At 61.1% G+C, this 16,417-nt stretch carries 17 protein-coding genes; 11 read left to right on the top strand and 6 right to left on the bottom strand.

All coding sequences use genetic code 11. The features are described from left to right. Positions 1-275: IS3 family transposase (locus BM216_RS32135; protein WP_143102936.1), on the top strand; the 275-nt coding region annotated here is incomplete at its 5' end. Between the two features lie 134 nt (positions 276-409). Here the strand turns inward: BM216_RS32135 and BM216_RS32130 are convergent. Beyond that, complete coding sequence (locus BM216_RS32130) at positions 410-1,324, bottom strand: LysR family transcriptional regulator (RefSeq protein ID WP_244530454.1); 915 nt, start codon at positions 1,322-1,324, stop codon at positions 410-412. 114 nt (positions 1,325-1,438) lie between these two features. On the opposite strand from BM216_RS32130, the gene BM216_RS32125 reads away from it, so the two are divergent. The 5 genes from BM216_RS32125 (at position 1,439) to BM216_RS32105 (ending at position 8,183) form a co-directional block, all read left to right on the top strand. Then, positions 1,439-2,425: an MBL fold metallo-hydrolase gene (locus BM216_RS32125; protein WP_093004285.1), complete on the top strand. Its 987-nt coding sequence runs from the start codon at positions 1,439-1,441 to the stop codon at positions 2,423-2,425. Positions 2,426-2,758: 333 nt separating this feature from the next. Then, positions 2,759-4,582: a potassium/proton antiporter gene (locus BM216_RS32120; protein ID WP_093004301.1), complete on the top strand. Its 1,824-nt coding sequence runs from the start codon at positions 2,759-2,761 to the stop codon at positions 4,580-4,582. Positions 4,583-4,688: 106 nt separating this feature from the next. Then, entirely contained in the window at positions 4,689-5,891 is a 1,203-nt protein-coding gene (locus BM216_RS32115) for a phosphoglycerate kinase (RefSeq protein WP_093004283.1), read from the top strand. Between the two features lie 263 nt (positions 5,892-6,154). Beyond that, a complete protein-coding gene (locus BM216_RS32110; protein WP_093004281.1) occupies positions 6,155-7,051 on the top strand; it encodes a fructose bisphosphate aldolase in 897 nt (298 codons plus the stop codon). A gap of 214 nt (positions 7,052-7,265) precedes the next feature. Next, positions 7,266-8,183: a PhzF family phenazine biosynthesis protein gene (locus tag BM216_RS32105; RefSeq protein WP_093004279.1), complete on the top strand. Its 918-nt coding sequence runs from the start codon at positions 7,266-7,268 to the stop codon at positions 8,181-8,183. On the opposite strand, the gene BM216_RS34420 is transcribed toward BM216_RS32105, so the two are convergent. Further along, positions 8,184-8,345, bottom strand: coding sequence for a hypothetical protein (locus BM216_RS34420; RefSeq protein ID WP_093004277.1), 162 nt, complete (start codon positions 8,343-8,345; stop codon positions 8,184-8,186). Between the two features lie 205 nt (positions 8,346-8,550). On the opposite strand from BM216_RS34420, the gene BM216_RS32095 reads away from it, so the two are divergent. The 3 genes from BM216_RS32095 to BM216_RS32085 all read left to right on the top strand — a co-directional run bounded on the left by BM216_RS32095 (position 8,551) and on the right by BM216_RS32085 (position 10,955). Beyond that, complete coding sequence (locus BM216_RS32095; RefSeq protein WP_093004275.1) at positions 8,551-9,819, top strand: MFS transporter; 1,269 nt, start codon at positions 8,551-8,553, stop codon at positions 9,817-9,819. Positions 9,820-9,821: 2 nt separating this feature from the next. Continuing rightward, on the top strand, positions 9,822-10,013 hold the full coding sequence (locus tag BM216_RS32090) for a DUF1192 domain-containing protein (RefSeq protein WP_093004273.1): 192 nt from the start codon (positions 9,822-9,824) through the stop codon (positions 10,011-10,013). A gap of 429 nt (positions 10,014-10,442) precedes the next feature. Further along, positions 10,443-10,955, top strand: a complete 513-nt coding sequence (locus BM216_RS32085; RefSeq protein WP_093004271.1) for a protease adaptor protein RcdA — start codon at positions 10,443-10,445, stop codon at positions 10,953-10,955. Here the strand turns inward: BM216_RS32085 and BM216_RS32080 are convergent. Then, positions 10,952-11,479: a P-loop NTPase family protein gene (locus BM216_RS32080; protein ID WP_093004269.1), complete on the bottom strand. Its 528-nt coding sequence runs from the start codon at positions 11,477-11,479 to the stop codon at positions 10,952-10,954. The genes BM216_RS32085 and BM216_RS32080 overlap by 4 nt on opposite strands. A gap of 88 nt (positions 11,480-11,567) precedes the next feature. Beyond that, the gene (rpmE, locus tag BM216_RS32075) at positions 11,568-11,789 is read right to left on the bottom strand and encodes a 50S ribosomal protein L31 (protein WP_093004267.1); all 222 of its coding nucleotides are present in this window, start codon (positions 11,787-11,789) and stop codon (positions 11,568-11,570) included. A gap of 291 nt (positions 11,790-12,080) precedes the next feature. Between rpmE and BM216_RS32070 the strand changes: the two genes are divergently transcribed. Both BM216_RS32070 and BM216_RS32065 read left to right on the top strand, forming a co-directional pair. Further along, a complete protein-coding gene (locus tag BM216_RS32070) occupies positions 12,081-13,880 on the top strand; it encodes an ABC transporter transmembrane domain-containing protein (protein ID WP_093004265.1) in 1,800 nt (599 codons plus the stop codon). Positions 13,881-13,888: 8 nt separating this feature from the next. After that, positions 13,889-15,145 (top strand): glucoamylase family protein, encoded by a 1,257-nt coding sequence (locus tag BM216_RS32065; RefSeq protein ID WP_093004263.1) that lies wholly within the window; start codon positions 13,889-13,891, stop codon positions 15,143-15,145. A 16-nt stretch (positions 15,146-15,161) separates the two neighbouring features. On the opposite strand, the gene BM216_RS32060 is transcribed toward BM216_RS32065, so the two are convergent. Both BM216_RS32060 and BM216_RS32055 read right to left on the bottom strand, forming a co-directional pair. After that, positions 15,162-15,359 carry a hypothetical protein gene (locus tag BM216_RS32060; protein WP_244530453.1) on the bottom strand — a complete coding sequence of 66 codons (198 nt, stop codon included), beginning with the start codon at positions 15,357-15,359 and terminating at the stop codon, positions 15,162-15,164. A gap of 23 nt (positions 15,360-15,382) precedes the next feature. Beyond that, positions 15,383-16,414 (bottom strand): peptidoglycan -binding protein, encoded by a 1,032-nt coding sequence (locus BM216_RS32055; RefSeq protein WP_093004259.1) that lies wholly within the window; start codon positions 16,412-16,414, stop codon positions 15,383-15,385. Between the last annotated feature and the right edge of the window lie 3 nt (positions 16,415-16,417).

The following is a 16,417-nucleotide window of genomic DNA, read 5'->3' as shown; positions in this document are numbered from 1 at the left end:
AGATGGTCGGCTATCAGCGGCAGCTCGAAAAGCACAACATCGTCCAGAGCATGTCGCGCAAGGGCAACTGCCTCGATAACGCAGCCATGGAAAGCTTCTTTGCCATTCTCAAATCCGAATTCTTCTACCCGACCAAATTCGAAAGCGTCCAAACTCTCAAAGACGGCATTGCCGACTATATCCGATATTACAACAACGACAGGATCAAACTGAAACTCAAAGGGCTGAGCCCTGTACAATACAGGACCCAGCCCTCAAAACTGCCCAGCGCCTAATCTGTCCAACTTAATGGGGTCAGTTCACTCACGGAGGGGGCTTTTTCGTTTGCGGAACAGAAGCAGGCCCGCGATGACCGCTGCGAGCCCTCAGTGGGGTTCTCGCCGAGCAAGCCAGCCAGCATCAAGACTGCCTAAGCCGGCACGTCAGGCAATTTCCAATCATAGGCGCGCAGGAAGTCCACCAACGCCCTCATGCTGGCGCTGGAGTGTTTTCTGCTCGGATAATAGAGATACCAGCTGGGCAAAAGCGGGCTCCAGCTCTTCAGGACTTCCGTCAGCCGACCGCTTGCCAGATAGGGCGTCGCATAGTCCTCGAAGACATGGGCCAGTCCAAATCCTGCGACAGCGGCCTGCAACTCGTTGTGAGCGGAACTGACGGTCAGTCGCCCCTCAGGCAAGACATCCAGCGCCTCCTCACCGTTTGCGAATTTCCAGGATACCAGCGTGCCGCCGGGAAATCGTCGGCGAATGCAGTTGTGGTCGGCTAGGTCATTGGGGCTGAGAGGCAGGCCATGCTTCGCAATATATTCCGGCGAGCCTACGATCGCGTATCGAAGCGCAGGTCCCAATGGTACCGCGATCATGTCCTGCGCCAGCTGCTTTCCGAACCGGACGCCGGCGTCAAAGCCCTGATCGACGATGTCGATGACCGCCGCTTCACTGATAAGTTCGAGTTTGATGTCCGGGTATCTATCCATGAAATCGAACATTGCCGGGCAGAGGAAATGATCGATCGCGGGACCGGGCGCATTGATGCGAAGGGTGCCGGATGGATTCTCCTTCAATTGGTTCAGGTCGTCGACAGCCAGACGGATGTCCGTCAGAGCCGGACCGAGGCGCTGCAAGAGACGCAATCCGGCTTCTGTCGGCGCAACGCTTCGCGTCGTCCTGTTGAGCAGGCGAATACCGAGCGCGTCCTCCAGACCGTTGATTGTCTGGCTGAGTGCCGAGGATGAAACACCCCGCTCCAGAGCGGCCGCCCTGAACCCGCCGCATCTGACGATCGCGGCGAAGACGTCCAGGCTATCCAGGCGAAACTGATCCATTGCGAAGCTGACCTTATCAAGCCAAGTAGATTTTCCCGTCTTATCAGCGCAGTCGTTTGAGGTCATCTAGATAACGCAACCACCCATTCGGATTGTCGGCTGAAAGGAAAAACAATGGATCGTCTCACCCTGAACCGGAGAACCGTGATGGTTTCGGCAGTTGCCGGAACATCGGCTCTACTGCTGGGAGGCTCCGCCGTATCGGCAAATGCGCAGGCCCCGGACACGGGCGCTCGCAATGTCGGCTACTACCGGTTCCAGGTCGGCCAGATCAAGGCGACGGTCTTGAGCGATGGACTGATCGGCGGCCCCCCGGCCATCTATGCCAACGACGCTCCCGAAGCCGAACTGCAGGAAGTTCTCCGCCGTGCCTTCCTTCCCACCGATCACATGTCCCTTCAACTCAACACGCTGCTGCTTGAAATCGGCGGCAGGCGGATCCTGCTCGAGGCGGGCGCCGGGTCAACGATGGGGCCGAATGGAGGGCGCGTGTTCGACAATCTTGCGGCCATAGGCCTTTCCGCGGAAGATATCGATGCGGTCGTGGTGTCCCATACGCATCCCGATCACGTCGGCAACCTGCGTGATGCGGAAGGCAGGAAGGCATTTCCCAACGCCGTCGTCTACGCTCCCCGTGCCGACTGGGATTTCTTCGTGCGAAACGATCCCGATCTTTCCTACATGCCGGTTCCAAAGGACTTTCGTGATCGTTTCGCAGCGGCGATCAAACGCAGCGTCGAGCCGATTGCAAAGGATATCGAGCTTTACGAGGCCGGCATGGAAATCGTGCCGGGGCTTGCGACGATAGCCGCGCCGGGACATACGCCGGGCATGGCGACGTTTCTCGTCCACTCCGGAAACGACCAGTTGCTTCTGACGGCAGATCTCGCCTACCACCCCGTCGTCAACATCGACCATCCATGGCGGCCAGGTCCCGACAGGGACAAGGATACTGCTCTCACCTCACGCCGCCGCATATTCGATATGGCCGCTACCGATCGACTGCTTGTCCTCGGATTTCATTACCCATTCCCGGGATTGGGACGCATGCTCAAGACCGATATGGGCTACGCCTGGGTTCCGGCAGGCTGGCAGTTTTGAGCAGAGGCTTTCCGTAGCGACCGGCAGGCCGAACCGCCGCGGATCGCGCGAATGCGGAGCCGTCTGTAAAAACGGTGAGGCTCCGCCTTCGCGCGGGGCTTTCCGATCCATGGAAACCCGATGGCACCAAGGGATGAAACCGTCTTTTTTCCGCCCTGCCCTTCTCTTGCCGGATTTCATCACGCCTAATCCGGAGAACACGACGATTCGCTCCGGCCTGGCCGGGTTCTGCCTTTTCGCTGGTGCACTTTCCCGCGGCTACGATGTTGGTCTTGCGCGAAGGACGCCGTTGCTGAAGAGTTGGAATATGCGGCAGGAAAGAGGTTCGGACTTTTGGAGGCGTTTTACATCGTTCTGCTGATCGGCACGCTTCTGGTGCTGGTTTCCGCCTTCTCGAGCCTGCTCGCCTTCCGCTTCGGCGCACCACTGCTTCTCGTCTTCCTTGCGATCGGCCTCCTGGCGGGTGTCGATGGCCTTGGCATCCGCTTCGAAAACTATCCCTTCACCTTCATGCTCGGGTCGCTTGCGCTCGCGATCGTGCTGTTCGATTCCGGCTTCAGTACTCCCATCCATTCGTTCCGCCTGGCCGCCTTCCCCGCGATCACCATGGCAACGGCCGGCGTCCTGATCACGGCCGGCATCTTCGCGGTCGCAGCCTCACTCCTTCTCGGTTTCGGCTGGCTCGAAGGCATGCTGCTTGGCTCGATCGTTGCCTCGACGGATGCGGCGGCCGTCTTCTTCCTGCTGCGCATCGGGGGCATCAACATCCGCGACAAGGTGCGATCGACGCTCGAGGTGGAATCCGGCACCAACGACCCGATGGCAATCTTCCTTACCATCGCCATTGCCGAACTCGTCGGCACCGGCCAGCGCCTGTCCGGCATCGACCTGCATTTCGCCTTCGTCTTCATCGAGGAAATGGGCCTTGGCCTTCTTTTCGGTCTTGCCGGCGGCGTGATGATCGTCTCGATCCTGAACCGCTTCACCTCCGACCGCGGCCTTGCCCCGATCTTCGTGCTGGCGCTGGCGCTGCTCGTCTTCTCCTTCACCGGCGCGCTCGGCGGCAGCGGCTTCCTCGCGGTCTATGTGGCCGGCATGTATGCCGGCAACCGCAAGATGTTCGCCAAGCAGCAGATCACCCGCTTCAACGAAGGGCTGACCTGGCTTGCCCAGATCATCATGTTCCTCGTGCTCGGCCTGCTTGCCACGCCATCGCAGTTTCCGAGCATCCTCCTGCCTGCGATCGGGCTTGCCCTCTTCCTGATTTTCGTGGCACGGCCCGTTGCCGTCTGGCTGAGCCTCCTGCCCTTCGACTATACCCAGCAGGAAATCGGTTTCGTGGCCTGGGTCGGCCTGCGCGGCGCGGTTTCCATCCTGCTCGCCATCATGCCGATGCTGAGCGGCGTGGAGAACGGCGAACTCTATTTCAACGTCACCTTCATCATCGTGCTGGTGTCGCTTCTCGTGCAAGGCTGGACGATCAAGCCGGTCGCCAATTTCCTCGGGCTGATTATCCCGCCGCGCCTCGGCGCAGTCGACAAGATAGAGCTCGACCTGCCCGGCGGCGCCCAGCACGAACTGATCTCTTATCGCGTCATCAAGGACAGTCCGATCCTCAGCGGCGAGCGCATTCCCCGCTGGGCCATGCCGTCGCTCGTCATCCGCGACGGCAAGAGCATCCGCTACCAGTATGCCGGCAGGCTTCGTGAGGCGGACCAGGTCTATCTCTTCGTATCGCCCGCTTACATCAGGTTGCTGGACCGCCTGTTCGCAGCGCGTGTCCCGGTGGAAGAGAACGACGAGGATTTCTTCGGCGCGTTCGCCATCTCGCCGTCGCGCCCGGCCAAAGAGCTCGACGCCGCCTATGGCCCCGGCCTTCTGGCCACGTCCGAGCAGAGCATGACGGTCGGCGATCTCATCAATGCGAGGCTCGGCGGCAAGGCTGAATATGCCGATCGCATGCGCTTCGGCTCCATCATCCTGATCGTGCGGGAAGTCGACGAACACGACCACATCCGCAGTGTCGGCGTCTCGCTGGAACCCGTCGAGCCGAAGACCAACCTGCCGATCTTCATCAACATGCGCGAGATCGCCCACCGCGTCCGCGACCGGCTGCGCAAGTATCGCGGCAAGCAGCTTCCCGTTCAAAAACCCTGAAATCGCGGATCGGCGCAATTCACCGCCACAGCGCCTTGCTTCGCCGATCAGGCATAGTATGGTCCGCGCAGTTCTAGTGCCTGCCCCGAAAAGGAATGGATCGATCATGCCTGCTTTCAAGACCATCGACGACATCAACGCTCCTGCGGCCAGGCGCATCCTTGTGCGTGTTGACCTCAACGTTCCGGTTGCCGACGGCAAGGTGACCGACAAGACCCGCATCGAGCGCGTTGCGCCGACCATTCTCGAGCTTGCAGGCAAGGGTGCCAAGGTCATCCTGCTCGCCCATTTCGGTCGGCCGAAGGGTGAGCCGGTCGCCGATATGTCGCTCTCGTTGATCGTGCCCGCCGTCAGCGAAGTGCTTGGCACCAAGATCCACTTCGCCTCCGACTGCATCGGCCCGGACGCCGAAAAGGCGATCGCCTCGATGAAGGACGGCGAGATCCTGCTTCTGGAGAACACCCGTTTCCACAAAGGCGAGGAGAAGAACGACGCCGAGTTTACCGAGGCGCTGGCAAAGAACGGCGACATCTACGTCAACGATGCCTTTTCCGCCGCTCACCGCGCCCATGCCTCGACGGAGGGCCTCGCACATCATCTACCCGCTTACGCCGGCCGCACCATGCAGGCGGAGCTGGAAGCGCTGGAAAAGGGCCTCGGTGCCCCGGTGCGTCCGACGGTCGCCATTGTCGGCGGCGCCAAGGTCTCGACCAAGATCGACCTCCTGCAGAATCTCGTGAAGAAGGTCGACGCGCTCGTCATCGGCGGCGGCATGGCCAACACCTTCCTCGCCGCCAAAGGCATCAATGTCGGCAAGTCGCTCTGCGAACATGATCTTGCAGAGACCGCAAAGGCGATCATGGCGGAAGCGGAAAGCGCCGGTTGCGCGATCGTGCTGCCGGTCGACGGCGTCGTTGCCCGTGAGTTCAAGGCCAATGCCGCAAACGAGACGGTTGCCGTCGATGCCATTCCGGCCGATGCCATGATGCTCGACGTCGGCCCGAAGTCGGTTGAAGCCGTCAGCGAATGGATAGGCAAGGCATCGACGCTGGTCTGGAACGGCCCTTTCGGCGCGTTTGAAATCGAGCCCTTCGATGCAGCGACGGTCGCCGCGGCGAAATTCGCGGCCGCACAGACGAAGGCGGGCAAGCTCGTTTCCGTCGCGGGCGGCGGCGATACGGTCGCGGCGCTCAACCATGCAGGCGTTGCCGACGACTTCACCTATGTTTCGACTGCAGGCGGTGCCTTCCTCGAATGGATGGAAGGCAAGGAACTGCCGGGCGTCGCGGTTCTGTCCAAGACCGCCTGAGTGCCCTATCTTTATGGAGGATGCGCGGAGATAGGCCCGCGCATCCGCCGGACAAGAGGCGTTTAAATTATTTCAATATTTTAAACGATTGAAGTAATTTCAATCGTTTCAGGCAGTTAGAGGCATATTCCCCGGCACAGGAACTTCTGCTATCGGCGGATGGTAGCTTCTGAGATTGATCAGGCCAGCGTTGCCGCTTGATCGTGGCACCAGAGGATATGTGAGCGCGCAACGCGCGCCATTTTTAGGGATAGGAGTGAAGTATGGTGGACGCGAAGATGTTGGACAAGATGAGCTCGGCGCCCGGGTTCATCGCAGCGCTGGATCAGAGCGGTGGTTCAACGCCCAAAGCGTTGCTCGCATACGGCATTGCCGAAACCGATTACCAGGGCGACGAGGAAATGTTCCGCCTGATGCACGCAATGCGCGTCCGCATCATGAGCGCGCCGGCCTTTTCCGGCGACAAGGTGATTGGCGCCATCCTGTTCGAACGGACCATGGACGGTGACGTCGATGGCCAGGCCGTTCCCTCCTACCTCTGGGAAAAGCGCGGCGTCGTGCCCTTCCTGAAGGTCGACAAAGGCCTCGAAGCCGAAGAGAACGGCGTGCAGCTGATGAAGTCGATGCCCGATCTGGATGCTCTCCTGATCCGCGGCCGCGAGAAGGGCATTTTCGGCACCAAGATGCGCTCGGTCATTGCCAATGCCGACAAGGCCGGCATTGCAGCCGTCGTCAAGCAGCAGTTCGAGGTGGCGCGCCAGATCATCGGCCAGGGCCTGATGCCGATCATCGAGCCTGAAGTTTCCATCAAGAGCCCGACGAAGAAGGAAGCAGAAGCCATTCTTCGCGATGAGATCGCGGCGCAGCTCGACAAGCTCCCTGCAGGCGAAACCGTGATGCTCAAGCTGACGATCCCGACCGTCGCAGATTTCTACGCACCTCTGATCGCCCATAAGTCGGTCATTCGCGTCGTCGCTCTTTCCGGCGGCTACAGCACCGATGAGGCATGCGAAAAGCTCAGCCATAACCATGGCATGATCGCAAGCTTCTCACGCGCCCTGGCGGAACACCTGCGTGCCTCGATGAGCGATGCGGAATTCGATGCGAGCCTGGGCGCAACGATCAATCAGATCTATGCGGCAAGCGTGAACAAGGCCTGATAGGCCTTTTCAAGGAACCGTTGCAGCGGTCTGCCAGCCTTCGAGGCGCGGATCCTGCAGGGAGGGAGAAAACCGCGTCGGCAACGGCGCGGTTTTTCCGTTTTGCCATCATCTTTCCAGCCATCATCTTTCTCGATTGCCACCATCACAAAGATTGGCTGGTGGCAGAGGACTGTCCCGCCTAGCATCGCACCAGTTTGATCTGGAGAATGCCATGCCCACCGTCGATTTCGTCACCGTCGATGTTTTCACCGCCGAACGCTTCACCGGCAATCCGCTGGCTGTAGTGCCGGATGCGCGTGGCCTCAACACCGAACAGATGCAGCAGATCGCCAAGGAATTCGGCTATTCCGAAAGCACGTTCGTGCTGCCGCCCGAAAACGCCGAAAACAGTGCGGAGGTGCGCATCTTCACGCCGACCATGGAAGTGCCCTTCGCCGGGCATCCCAATGTCGGCACCGCCTATGTTCTTGGCCAGCAGGCGGATCTGTTCGGCAAGCCGGTGGGCGATCGCCTGCGGTTCGAGGAGAAAGCCGGGTTGGTGGAGGTCGAATTGAAGCGGGATCGCGACGCCGTGGTCGCGGCAACGATCCGCGCACCGCAACCGCTCGAGATCGGCGAGACCATGGATGCCGCCCTCATCGCCCGCTGCGTCTCGATCGATGCCGATGCAGTGCGCAAGGATCGCCATACGCCGGTTTTCGCCTCCGTCGGCCTGGCCTTCGTGCTGACGGAACTGCGAGGGCTGGATGCTCTCGGGCAAGCCCTACCCGACCTTTCCGCATTCCGCGAGGCGGTCGAGCGCTACAAGGGCGATGGTCTGGGCATCCCGGTATTCCTCTACGTGCGGGACGACGTGCATCCGTGGAATATCCGCGCCCGCATGTTCGCGCCGCTGGATGACGTGCCGGAGGATCCGGCGACGGGTAGCGCGTCTGCTGCACTGGCCGCATTTCTCATCGAAAGGGAGCCCGCTCAGGACGGCCACTTCCACCTGACGATCGAACAGGGCGTCGAGATGGGCCGGCGCAGCATCATTGAACTTGATGTCGTCAAGCATGCAGGTGAGGTCACCGACGTCAGGGTCAGCGGACGCTGCGTCTTCGTCATGCGCGGCAGCATCGAGTGCTGATCAGAAGAATTCCCGCCCCAGCAACGCAACGGTCCAGATCGCGAAGGCCAGGAGCGCGATCTTCCAGAAATCCATGCGGCGCTTCAGCCCTGGCAGGCCGAGCGGCTTGATGATCTGGACACCCATGGCGAGGATCAGGATGATGGCGAGCGCTTTGGTCATTTCTTATCCGCTGACGGCCGTTTTCCGGTCTCGCCACAGGGTGGACATTTTTCAACTCCACCACAGATAGGCTTGGGGAGGGGCGACGCGATTCACAGACTGGCTGCCCTCCCCTTCGTTATCGCCCTGCTCGACCCGGCGCAACATGCCGGATAAGGCTGAGGCGCCGCCGCCGAATGTTTGACTCGAGCAATTTGTAGAGACGATGCGACGAAACCTCCTCCCCGTCCTCGCCCTTTTATCCGGTACCCTCTTCCTGTTTCTCGGCAACGGCCTCCAGGGCCTGGTGCTACCCCTGCGCGGTACCCATGAAGGATATTCCAACGAAGTGCTCGGCCTGCTCGGCACGACCTGGGCGGCGGGCTTCGTCATAGGCTGCTTCGTCGCGCCGAACGTGGTCAGGCGCATCGGCCATGTCAGGGCGTTTTCAGGCTTCCTGGCCCTGATCTGCATGAACGTCCTGCTGACCGGTCTGTTCGTCGATCAGACCGCCTGGCTGGTCCTCAGAGCGATTACCGGTTTCTGTACCGCCGGCACCTCGATGATCATCGAAAGCTGGCTGAACGAGCGCGCTACGCCGGAAAGCCGCGGCACGATCTTTTCCTTCTATATCTCCATCACCCTGTTCGGCGTTGTCGGCGGCCAGATGATGGTGCCCTTCGCAGATGTCACGACATCGACGCTCTTCATGATCTGCGGCATTCTCTACAGCATCGCCGCATTGCCGACGACGCTCTCCAAGGCGGCCTCGCCGCAGCCGCTGAAACGCGCGCGGCTGGATCTCAAGGGCCTGTTCAGGAACTCGCCGATTTCCTTTGTCGGCATCCTGCTGATCGGCATTGCCAACGGCGCCTACGGCACGCTGTCGGCCGTCTTCGCCACCCAGGCGGGCCTGTCCCAGGGCGCGGTGGCGGCCATGGTCAGCATCACCATCTTCGCCGGCGCGATCATGCAGTTCCCGGCCGGCCGGCTGTCCGACAGGCTCGACCGCCGCCACGTTCTGGCGGGACTATCCGGAGCCGCAGCACTCGCCGGCCTCGCGGTCGCGGTATTCAGCCCGACCAGCGTCTATGGCATCATCGTGCTCGTGGCGATCTATGGCGCCGCCGCAAACGCGCTCTACCCGATCGCCGTCGCCCATGCCAACGACTTTGCCTCGTCCGAGGACTTCGTCAAGATATCCGGCGGACTTCTGCTTCTCTACGGCATCGGCACGATCATCGGCCCCAGCATCGGCGGGCCTGTCATGAGCTGGGCGGGCCCATACGCCCTCTTTCTCGTCACGGCCATCTCGCATATTCTGATCAGCGCCTACGCGATCCTGCGCAGCCGGCAGAGAGCAGCGATACCGGCCGAACAGCGCGATGCCTATACCGCTGCCCACGCGCCGGCGACACTCAGCACGCCGGAAAGCGTCGCGCTCGATCCGCGCGCCGTTCCAGCTGATGGCCCGTCCGACGACCGGAGGAATTGAGCATGAGCTTTTTCGACGAAGAACGCCCGATCAATAAGACCGCTCACGAGATCGGCCAGGATCTCTCGATCTTGTCGGTAGACGATCTCGACGACCGAATCGCGCTACTCAGGCAGGAGATCGCTCGGCTCGAAGCCGACAGGCAGAAGAAGCAGGCCGACCGTTCTGCGGCCGACAACCTGTTCCGAAAATGAAATCGGCGCCGGAAATGCCCGCAAGTATTCGGCGGCTGTTTAAGTAAATATTAATCATTAACAGACATTATCGGACCGTCCAGGCTTCCTGGACTCAGACAGTTTCTCCACCCGGCGAATGGTCTGATTTCTCCCTGTTTTACCTTGAGAGCCGCCTTTCCGCGGCTCTTCTTTTTTACGTCCCGCCCGATTGTGAAATGGCGTGAACTCAAGGTACAAGGCGCCGATATTCCGCAAGCGCCGAAATCTGTATCAAATCAAGAACATTAGCACTCGTTTACCCGATCTTGTGGGTATTAACCTTTAGTTAATAAACGCCTTGCAGATTTGCAGTATAACGACCATGTTCAAGTCAATCAGGGCCGCGATGGAACTTTTTGGCCGTTGTGGCCTTTGCATCATCGTGATTGCATTAGCAGGATGACTTTCATGTCGGAACAGGGTTTGAATACTGTCAACTTCGCCGGTCGCGCCGCTGCGTCTCCGCAGTTCAAGACGCTATACTCCGAAGGCATGGCACTCGTTGAAGAAACGGCGAGCTATCTCGACGGCACCGGCCGCGCTGCATCGAAAGTCCTGCCCCGCATCGCCTCGGTTCTCTACGCTGCAGAATCCATGCGCCTGACCACCCGCCTCATGCAGATGGCCTCCTGGCTGCTGCTGCAGCGCGCCGTCAACAATGGCGAGATGTCGCGCGATCAGGTTCTGGCCGAGAAGAACAAGGTCCGCCTCGACGGCTTCAACGTCGATCGCAACGCACCGGGCTGGCTTGAGCTTCCGGAAGGTTTCCGCGATCTCGTCGAACGCTCGCTGCGTCTGCAGAACCGCGTCGCCCTGCTCGATCGCGAAATCTACCGCCCGTCTGATGCCGTTGTCGTTCCCGACAATGAAAACAGCGTCCGCGCCCAGCTGGACCTGCTGAACACGGCTTTCGGCAACTAATCTGCCCCGCATACCCGGTCTGCATAGTCTATGATTTGAGTGCGGCTCTTCAGCCGCACTTTTTCGTTGGCGAACTCGTCGAACATCCGCGCATGGGTCTGGAAGGAATTCCAGTTGTTGCGGCGCTCCCGGTATTTCGACACCCAGTCGATCAGCTCGTCGAAGCTTTCCTGCGTCTCCCCGCCCTGCTTGCCTCGCAGCGTGACATTGGCGACGCATTCGTCTTCCGGCAGGTCTAGGAAGATCAGCAAGGTCGTCCGCGGCAGGAGAACGTTGATCAGCCAGCCATGCACGCCTTCCATCAGCCACTCGTCCTGATAGGAAAGCTGCCGGATCTCCTCGGCGACGACAGTCTTGTCACGCGCCAATCCGAACCGGCCGGGCTGCCAGTAGACAAGGTCCATATGGGTCGGATGAAGCCCGAGACAGGGCGCAAGCCGCTTCGCAAGCCAGGTCTTGCCCGATCCGCCATTGCCTATGATGGCAACGCGGCGAAATCTCTCCTGCTGTCCTGCCTCCACCATCGCTCGATCCCCGAAACGCTGACCGGGAACAGAAAACGAAAAAAGCCCGGCTTGCGCCAGGCTTTTTTTGGGTCCGCCAAGGTTCGGATTAGAGGCCGAGGCCGCCGAAACGCTTGTTGAACTTGGAAACGCGGCCACCGCGGTCCATCAGCTGCTGGTTGCCGCCGGTCCAGGCCGGATGGGACTTCGGATCGATTTCGAGGTTCATGACTGCGCCTTCCGAACCCCAGGTCGAGCGGGTTTCGTATTCGGTGCCATCGGTCATGACAACCTTGATCATGTGGTAGTCGGGATGAATCTCAGCCTTCATGTCGCTAATCCTGCGCTGCGGGGTCACCATGCCGCATTTGCGATCACCGACCCTCTGTAATAGATGAAGCCGCAGACCGGTCCGGTCACGGCTTCCCAATTCGATGCGGAGCCTATACAGGAAGGTCACCGCAAGCACAAGTCCCGTGCGCGCGAGTTTGATATAGGTTCTACATGGCCTCGCCGTCTATGGCAGGATGGGCTTTATAGGACCGAAATTGCGCATCATGCCTGCTGGGAATCGCTTCTGATTGTCGGGTTGAGGCGCCAGCCAGGAGAGCACGTGGCAGTCATGCCCCAGACTGATAAGACGACCGAGAAGAAGAATCGCACGCTGAAACCTCTGGCGCGGCTGATCCCCTATCTTTCCCGCTATCGTGGCCTCGTTGCCGCAGCATTGTTCTTTCTCGTGCTCGCCGCCGCCACGACGCTGGCTTTGCCGCTCGCTCTGCGGCGCATGATCGACCACGGCTTCGCATCCACCGACGGGCATTTCATCAACAGCTATTTCGGTATGCTGCTGGTCCTCGCCATCCTCCTCGCGACCGCGAGCGCCATGCGCTACTACTACGTCATCACGATAGGCGAACGCGTCGTTGCCGATCTGCGGCGCGAGGTGTTTGCCCATGTCACCCGCCTCTCCGCCTCCTTCTTCGACGTCAACCAGTCGGGCGAGATCGTCTCGCGCCTGACGGCCGATACGGTCCAGATCAAGTCGGCCTTCGGATCGTCGGCATCCCAGGCGCTGCGCAACACCATCCTCTGTCTCGGCGCCATGGGCATGATGATCTATACCAGCCCCTGGCTCTCCACCATGGTGCTGGGTGCGATCCCGCTCATCGTCTTCCCGATCGTCGGCTTCGGCCGCTCCGTGCGCCGCCGTTCGCGTGCCGCACAGGATACGCTGGCGGAAAGCTCCGCCTTCGCCTCGGAAACAGTTGCGGCAAGCCGCACTATCCAGTCCTTCAATGGCGAGAGTGTTGCCAGCGACCGCTATGCCTTGGCCGTCGAGAATGCCTATGATGCCGCCCGCTCGGCGATCCGTTCCCGGGCATTGCTGACCGGCTTTGCCATTCTCCTCGGTTTCGGCTCGATCGTTGCCGTTCTCTGGTACGGTGCGCAGAGCGTCCTCTCCGGTACTATGACGGCCGGCACGCTTGGCCAGTTCGTGCTCTACTCGGTCATCGCCGCAAGCTCGCTTGGCCAGCTTTCTGAAGTCTGGGGCGAGCTTTCCGCAGCCGGCGGTGCCGCCGAACGCCTGACCGAACTGCTGCATGAGGTTCCTGCTGTACGGGATCCCGAAAATCCGAAGACGCTCCCCTCCCCGCCGCGCGGCGAAGTGGAGTTCAATTCGGTCTCCTTCGCTTATCCGGCCCGCGTCAGCGCGATCACGCTCAATGCGCTCTCCTTCAAGGTCAGGCCCGGCGAAACGGTTGCGATCGTAGGCCCCTCCGGCGCCGGCAAGAGCACGGTCTTCTCGCTGCTGATGCGATTCTACGATCCGCAGAGCGGCCAGATCACGCTCGACGGCGTCGACCTGCGCGAAACGCGCCTCGCCGATTTCCGGTCCCGCATGGCGATCGTGCCGCAGGACGTGACGATCTTTGCAGCGTCGATCCACGACAACATCGCCTTTGGCATGCCGAATGCCACCCGCGAAGCTGTGCGCGAGGCGGCAATTGCGGCCCAGGCGGACGAGTTTATCTCCAGGCTGGATCAGGGCTATGACACGATGGCCGGCGAGCGCGGCATCACGCTGTCAGGCGGCCAGCGCCAGCGCATTGCGATCGCCCGCGCTGTCCTGAAAAACGCGCCCGTCCTGCTGCTCGACGAGGCGACCTCCGCACTGGATGCCGAGAGCGAGACGCTGGTTCAGCGCGCGCTGGACGGGCTGATGGAAAACCGCACGACGCTCGTCATCGCCCACCGGCTGGCGACCGTGCTGAAGGCCGATCGCATCCTCGTTCTCGATGCCGGCCGCGTCGTCGAGGAAGGCACGCATCAGAGCCTCGTGGCCAAGGGCGGGCTCTATGCCAAGCTTGCACGCCTGCAGTTCCAGGACCTTGAACGGCCATCCGTTGCCGCCATCTAGGGATAGACATGACCTTTGAGCCTCCGGACCCGAACGCTCCGCTCGATACGCTGCTCGATCAGGTCCAGAGGAATACCTTCCTCTATTTCTGGGACGGCGCCCACAAGGACAGCAAGCTGCCCTATGACAAGCGCTGGGTAAACGGCGCGCTCGCCACCGAGATGATCTCGATCAGCGGCACCGGCTTCGGTGTGATGGCGATCATCGTCGCATCCGAGCGTGGCTGGATCACGCGACCAGAGGCTTTGGAGCGTATCGACCTCATCGTCGAGCGCCTCATGCTGGCACCCCGCTTCCACGGCGCCTTCTCCCACATGATCGACGGCACCACGAGCGCCTCGATCCAGTTTTCCCAATATGACGACGGCGGCGACATCGTCGAAACCATGCTCCTGCTGCAGGGGCTGATCTGCGCGCGGGAATATTTCACCGGCACGACGGACACCGAGACGACGCTGCGCAACCGCATCACCAAACTGTTCGACGAAGTCGAGTGGAACTGGTTCACAAAGGGCAGAGAAGATGGCCCGCTCTACTGGCACTGGAGCCCCAACCACGAATGGGTGATGAACCTTCCGATCGTCGGCTGGAACGAGGCGCTGTCCGCCTATGTGTTTGGCGCCGGTTCCGATACCCACCCGATCAAACCGGAAAACTACCATTCCGGCTGGGCACGATCCGGCGCGATGAAGAATGGCCAGGACTATCTCGGCACCACGCTTCTCCTCGGCGAACCCTTCGGTGGCCCGCTCTTCCTGTCGCAATATTCATTCTGCGCGCTCGATCCGCGCGGTCTGAGCGATCGTTACGGCGACTACTGGCAGCAGGCGGTCGCCCATACCCGGATCAACCGCGCCTATTGCATGACTGTGCCGGCCTACGAGCAGTACGGCGTATGGGGCTTGACCGCATCGGAAGCGCCTAACGGCTACAACGCCAACTCTCCCACGGTGGATACAGGCGCGATCGCACCGACGGCAGCACTCTCGAGTTTCCCGTTCCTGCCGCAGGAGTCGGAGGAAGCATTGCGGGCCTTCATCCGTTATGAAAACAGCAAGCTCTTCGGCGATTACGGTTTCGTCGACGCCTTCGCGCCTTCCACCGACTGGGTGGCCGCCACCTATATCGCCATCGACCAGGGCCCGATCGTCGCGATGATCGAGAACCACCGGTCGGGACTCTTATGGTCGTTATTCATGAAGGCGCCGGAGGTGAAGCGGGGACTGGAACGGCTGGGCTTCACGTCCAGCCACTACAGCGCCTGACGACGTGTGATCGACCTTACTCGGCCTTCTCGAACACCCATTTCACCACATATTTGCCGTTGGCCTTGAGCTTGGCCTTGGTCGTCACGGTGACCGGACCGCCGAGCGCGGCTTCGGCCTGACCGAACATCTCGCGCGCGTCTGCAATTGCCTGATGATAGGCGCTGTTGTCCCGGCGCGGGGTATCGGCGACTGCCTTGATGAGGGCGGTCATATCGGGCTTTCTGGGGGGCATTCTCAACGTTCCGTAAGCTTCAGCTCGATGCGGCGGTTCTGGGATTTCACCTCCGGAGTATCCCCCTGCGCGATCGGCTGGAATTCACCGAACCCGGCCGCGACAAGGCGGTTTGCGGGAACGCCCTTCGAGATCAGGTATTTGACCACCGAGGTCGCGCGCGCGGAGGAAAGCTCCCAGTTATCACGATAACGGCCGGAACCGGAAAGCGGCGAATTGTCCGTATGGCCGTCGACGCGCAGCACCCAGTTGATCTCCGCCGGGATTTCCCGCGCGAGCTCAAGCAGTGCCATCGCGAGCTTGTCCATTTCGACGCGGCCGGGATCGTCGAGTTCGCTGCCGCCGACAGGGAACAGCACTTCCGACTGGAACACGAAACGGTCGCCGACAATGCGGATGTTCTCGCGATCCGACAGGATTTCGCGCAGGCGACCGAAGAAGTCGGACCGGTAACGGTTCAGTTCTTGCACCCGCGCGGCAAGTGCCACGTTGAGGCGCCGGCCGAGATCGGCGATCTGCGCCTGCGAGGTCGAATCCTTTGCCTCGGACGCCTGCAGCGCCTGCTCGACAGCCGCGATCTGCGCACGGAGCGCCGCGATCTGCTGGTTGAGAAGCTCGATCTGGCTCGCCGCCCGCTGGCTGATCTGCTGCTGTTCGTTCAACTGGCCGGTCAGTTCGCCGACCCGGGCATTGGCGGCATTGCTGCTGCCAGCACCCTCGCTCAATAGCTGCTGCAGGCGGGAGCGATCACCTTCCACGGCGGCAAGCGACGACTGCAGATTGGCGAGCTGGTCTTCAAGGTCCTGATTGCCGCTCTTTTCAAGCGCAAGCAGTTCCGTCAACTCGGCGATCTGGCTGTTCAACCGGCTCAACACCTCGTCGCGGCCGGTGATCTCGCGGCTGAGCAGGAACTGCGCCAGCACGAAGACCGTGAGCAGGAACATGATGGCCATGAGGAGCGTGGACAGCGCATCCACGAACCCCGGCCAGAAGTCGACGCTGCGTTCGCGGCGGCGGTTCTTGGCGAGCGCCATCGT

This window comes from Rhizobium sp. NFR07 (assembly GCF_900111905.1).
In the GTDB taxonomy this organism is placed as follows: Bacteria; Pseudomonadota; Alphaproteobacteria; order Rhizobiales; family Rhizobiaceae; genus Neorhizobium.
The sequence above is the reverse complement of the archived record's forward strand: the minus strand, read 5'-3'. Positions and strand labels throughout refer to the sequence as shown.

What these genes read in the sequence shown, in the direction of transcription:
- BM216_RS32080 (WP_093004269.1), bottom strand. Translation starts at nt 11,479, where the DNA reads ATGGTGGAGGCAGGACAGCAGGAGAGATTTCGCCGCGTTGCCATCATA.
- BM216_RS32055 (WP_093004259.1), bottom strand. Translation starts at nt 16,414, where the DNA reads ATGGCGCTCGCCAAGAACCGCCGCCGCGAACGCAGCGTCGACTTCTGG.
- BM216_RS32070 (WP_093004265.1), top strand. Translation starts at nt 12,081, where the DNA reads ATGCCCCAGACTGATAAGACGACCGAGAAGAAGAATCGCACGCTGAAA.
- BM216_RS32125 (WP_093004285.1), top strand. Translation starts at nt 1,439, where the DNA reads ATGGATCGTCTCACCCTGAACCGGAGAACCGTGATGGTTTCGGCAGTT.
- BM216_RS32060 (WP_244530453.1), bottom strand. Translation starts at nt 15,359, where the DNA reads ATGACCGCCCTCATCAAGGCAGTCGCCGATACCCCGCGCCGGGACAAC.
- BM216_RS32095 (WP_093004275.1), top strand. Translation starts at nt 8,551, where the DNA reads ATGCGACGAAACCTCCTCCCCGTCCTCGCCCTTTTATCCGGTACCCTC.
- BM216_RS32105 (WP_093004279.1), top strand. Translation starts at nt 7,266, where the DNA reads ATGCCCACCGTCGATTTCGTCACCGTCGATGTTTTCACCGCCGAACGC.
- BM216_RS32130 (WP_244530454.1), bottom strand. Translation starts at nt 1,324, where the DNA reads ATGGATCAGTTTCGCCTGGATAGCCTGGACGTCTTCGCCGCGATCGTC.
- BM216_RS32085 (WP_093004271.1), top strand. Translation starts at nt 10,443, where the DNA reads ATGTCGGAACAGGGTTTGAATACTGTCAACTTCGCCGGTCGCGCCGCT.
- BM216_RS32110 (WP_093004281.1), top strand. Translation starts at nt 6,155, where the DNA reads ATGGTGGACGCGAAGATGTTGGACAAGATGAGCTCGGCGCCCGGGTTC.
- rpmE (WP_093004267.1), bottom strand. Translation starts at nt 11,789, where the DNA reads ATGAAGGCTGAGATTCATCCCGACTACCACATGATCAAGGTTGTCATG.
- BM216_RS32115 (WP_093004283.1), top strand. Translation starts at nt 4,689, where the DNA reads ATGCCTGCTTTCAAGACCATCGACGACATCAACGCTCCTGCGGCCAGG.
- BM216_RS34420 (WP_093004277.1), bottom strand. Translation starts at nt 8,345, where the DNA reads ATGACCAAAGCGCTCGCCATCATCCTGATCCTCGCCATGGGTGTCCAG.
- BM216_RS32065 (WP_093004263.1), top strand. Translation starts at nt 13,889, where the DNA reads ATGACCTTTGAGCCTCCGGACCCGAACGCTCCGCTCGATACGCTGCTC.
- BM216_RS32090 (WP_093004273.1), top strand. Translation starts at nt 9,822, where the DNA reads ATGAGCTTTTTCGACGAAGAACGCCCGATCAATAAGACCGCTCACGAG.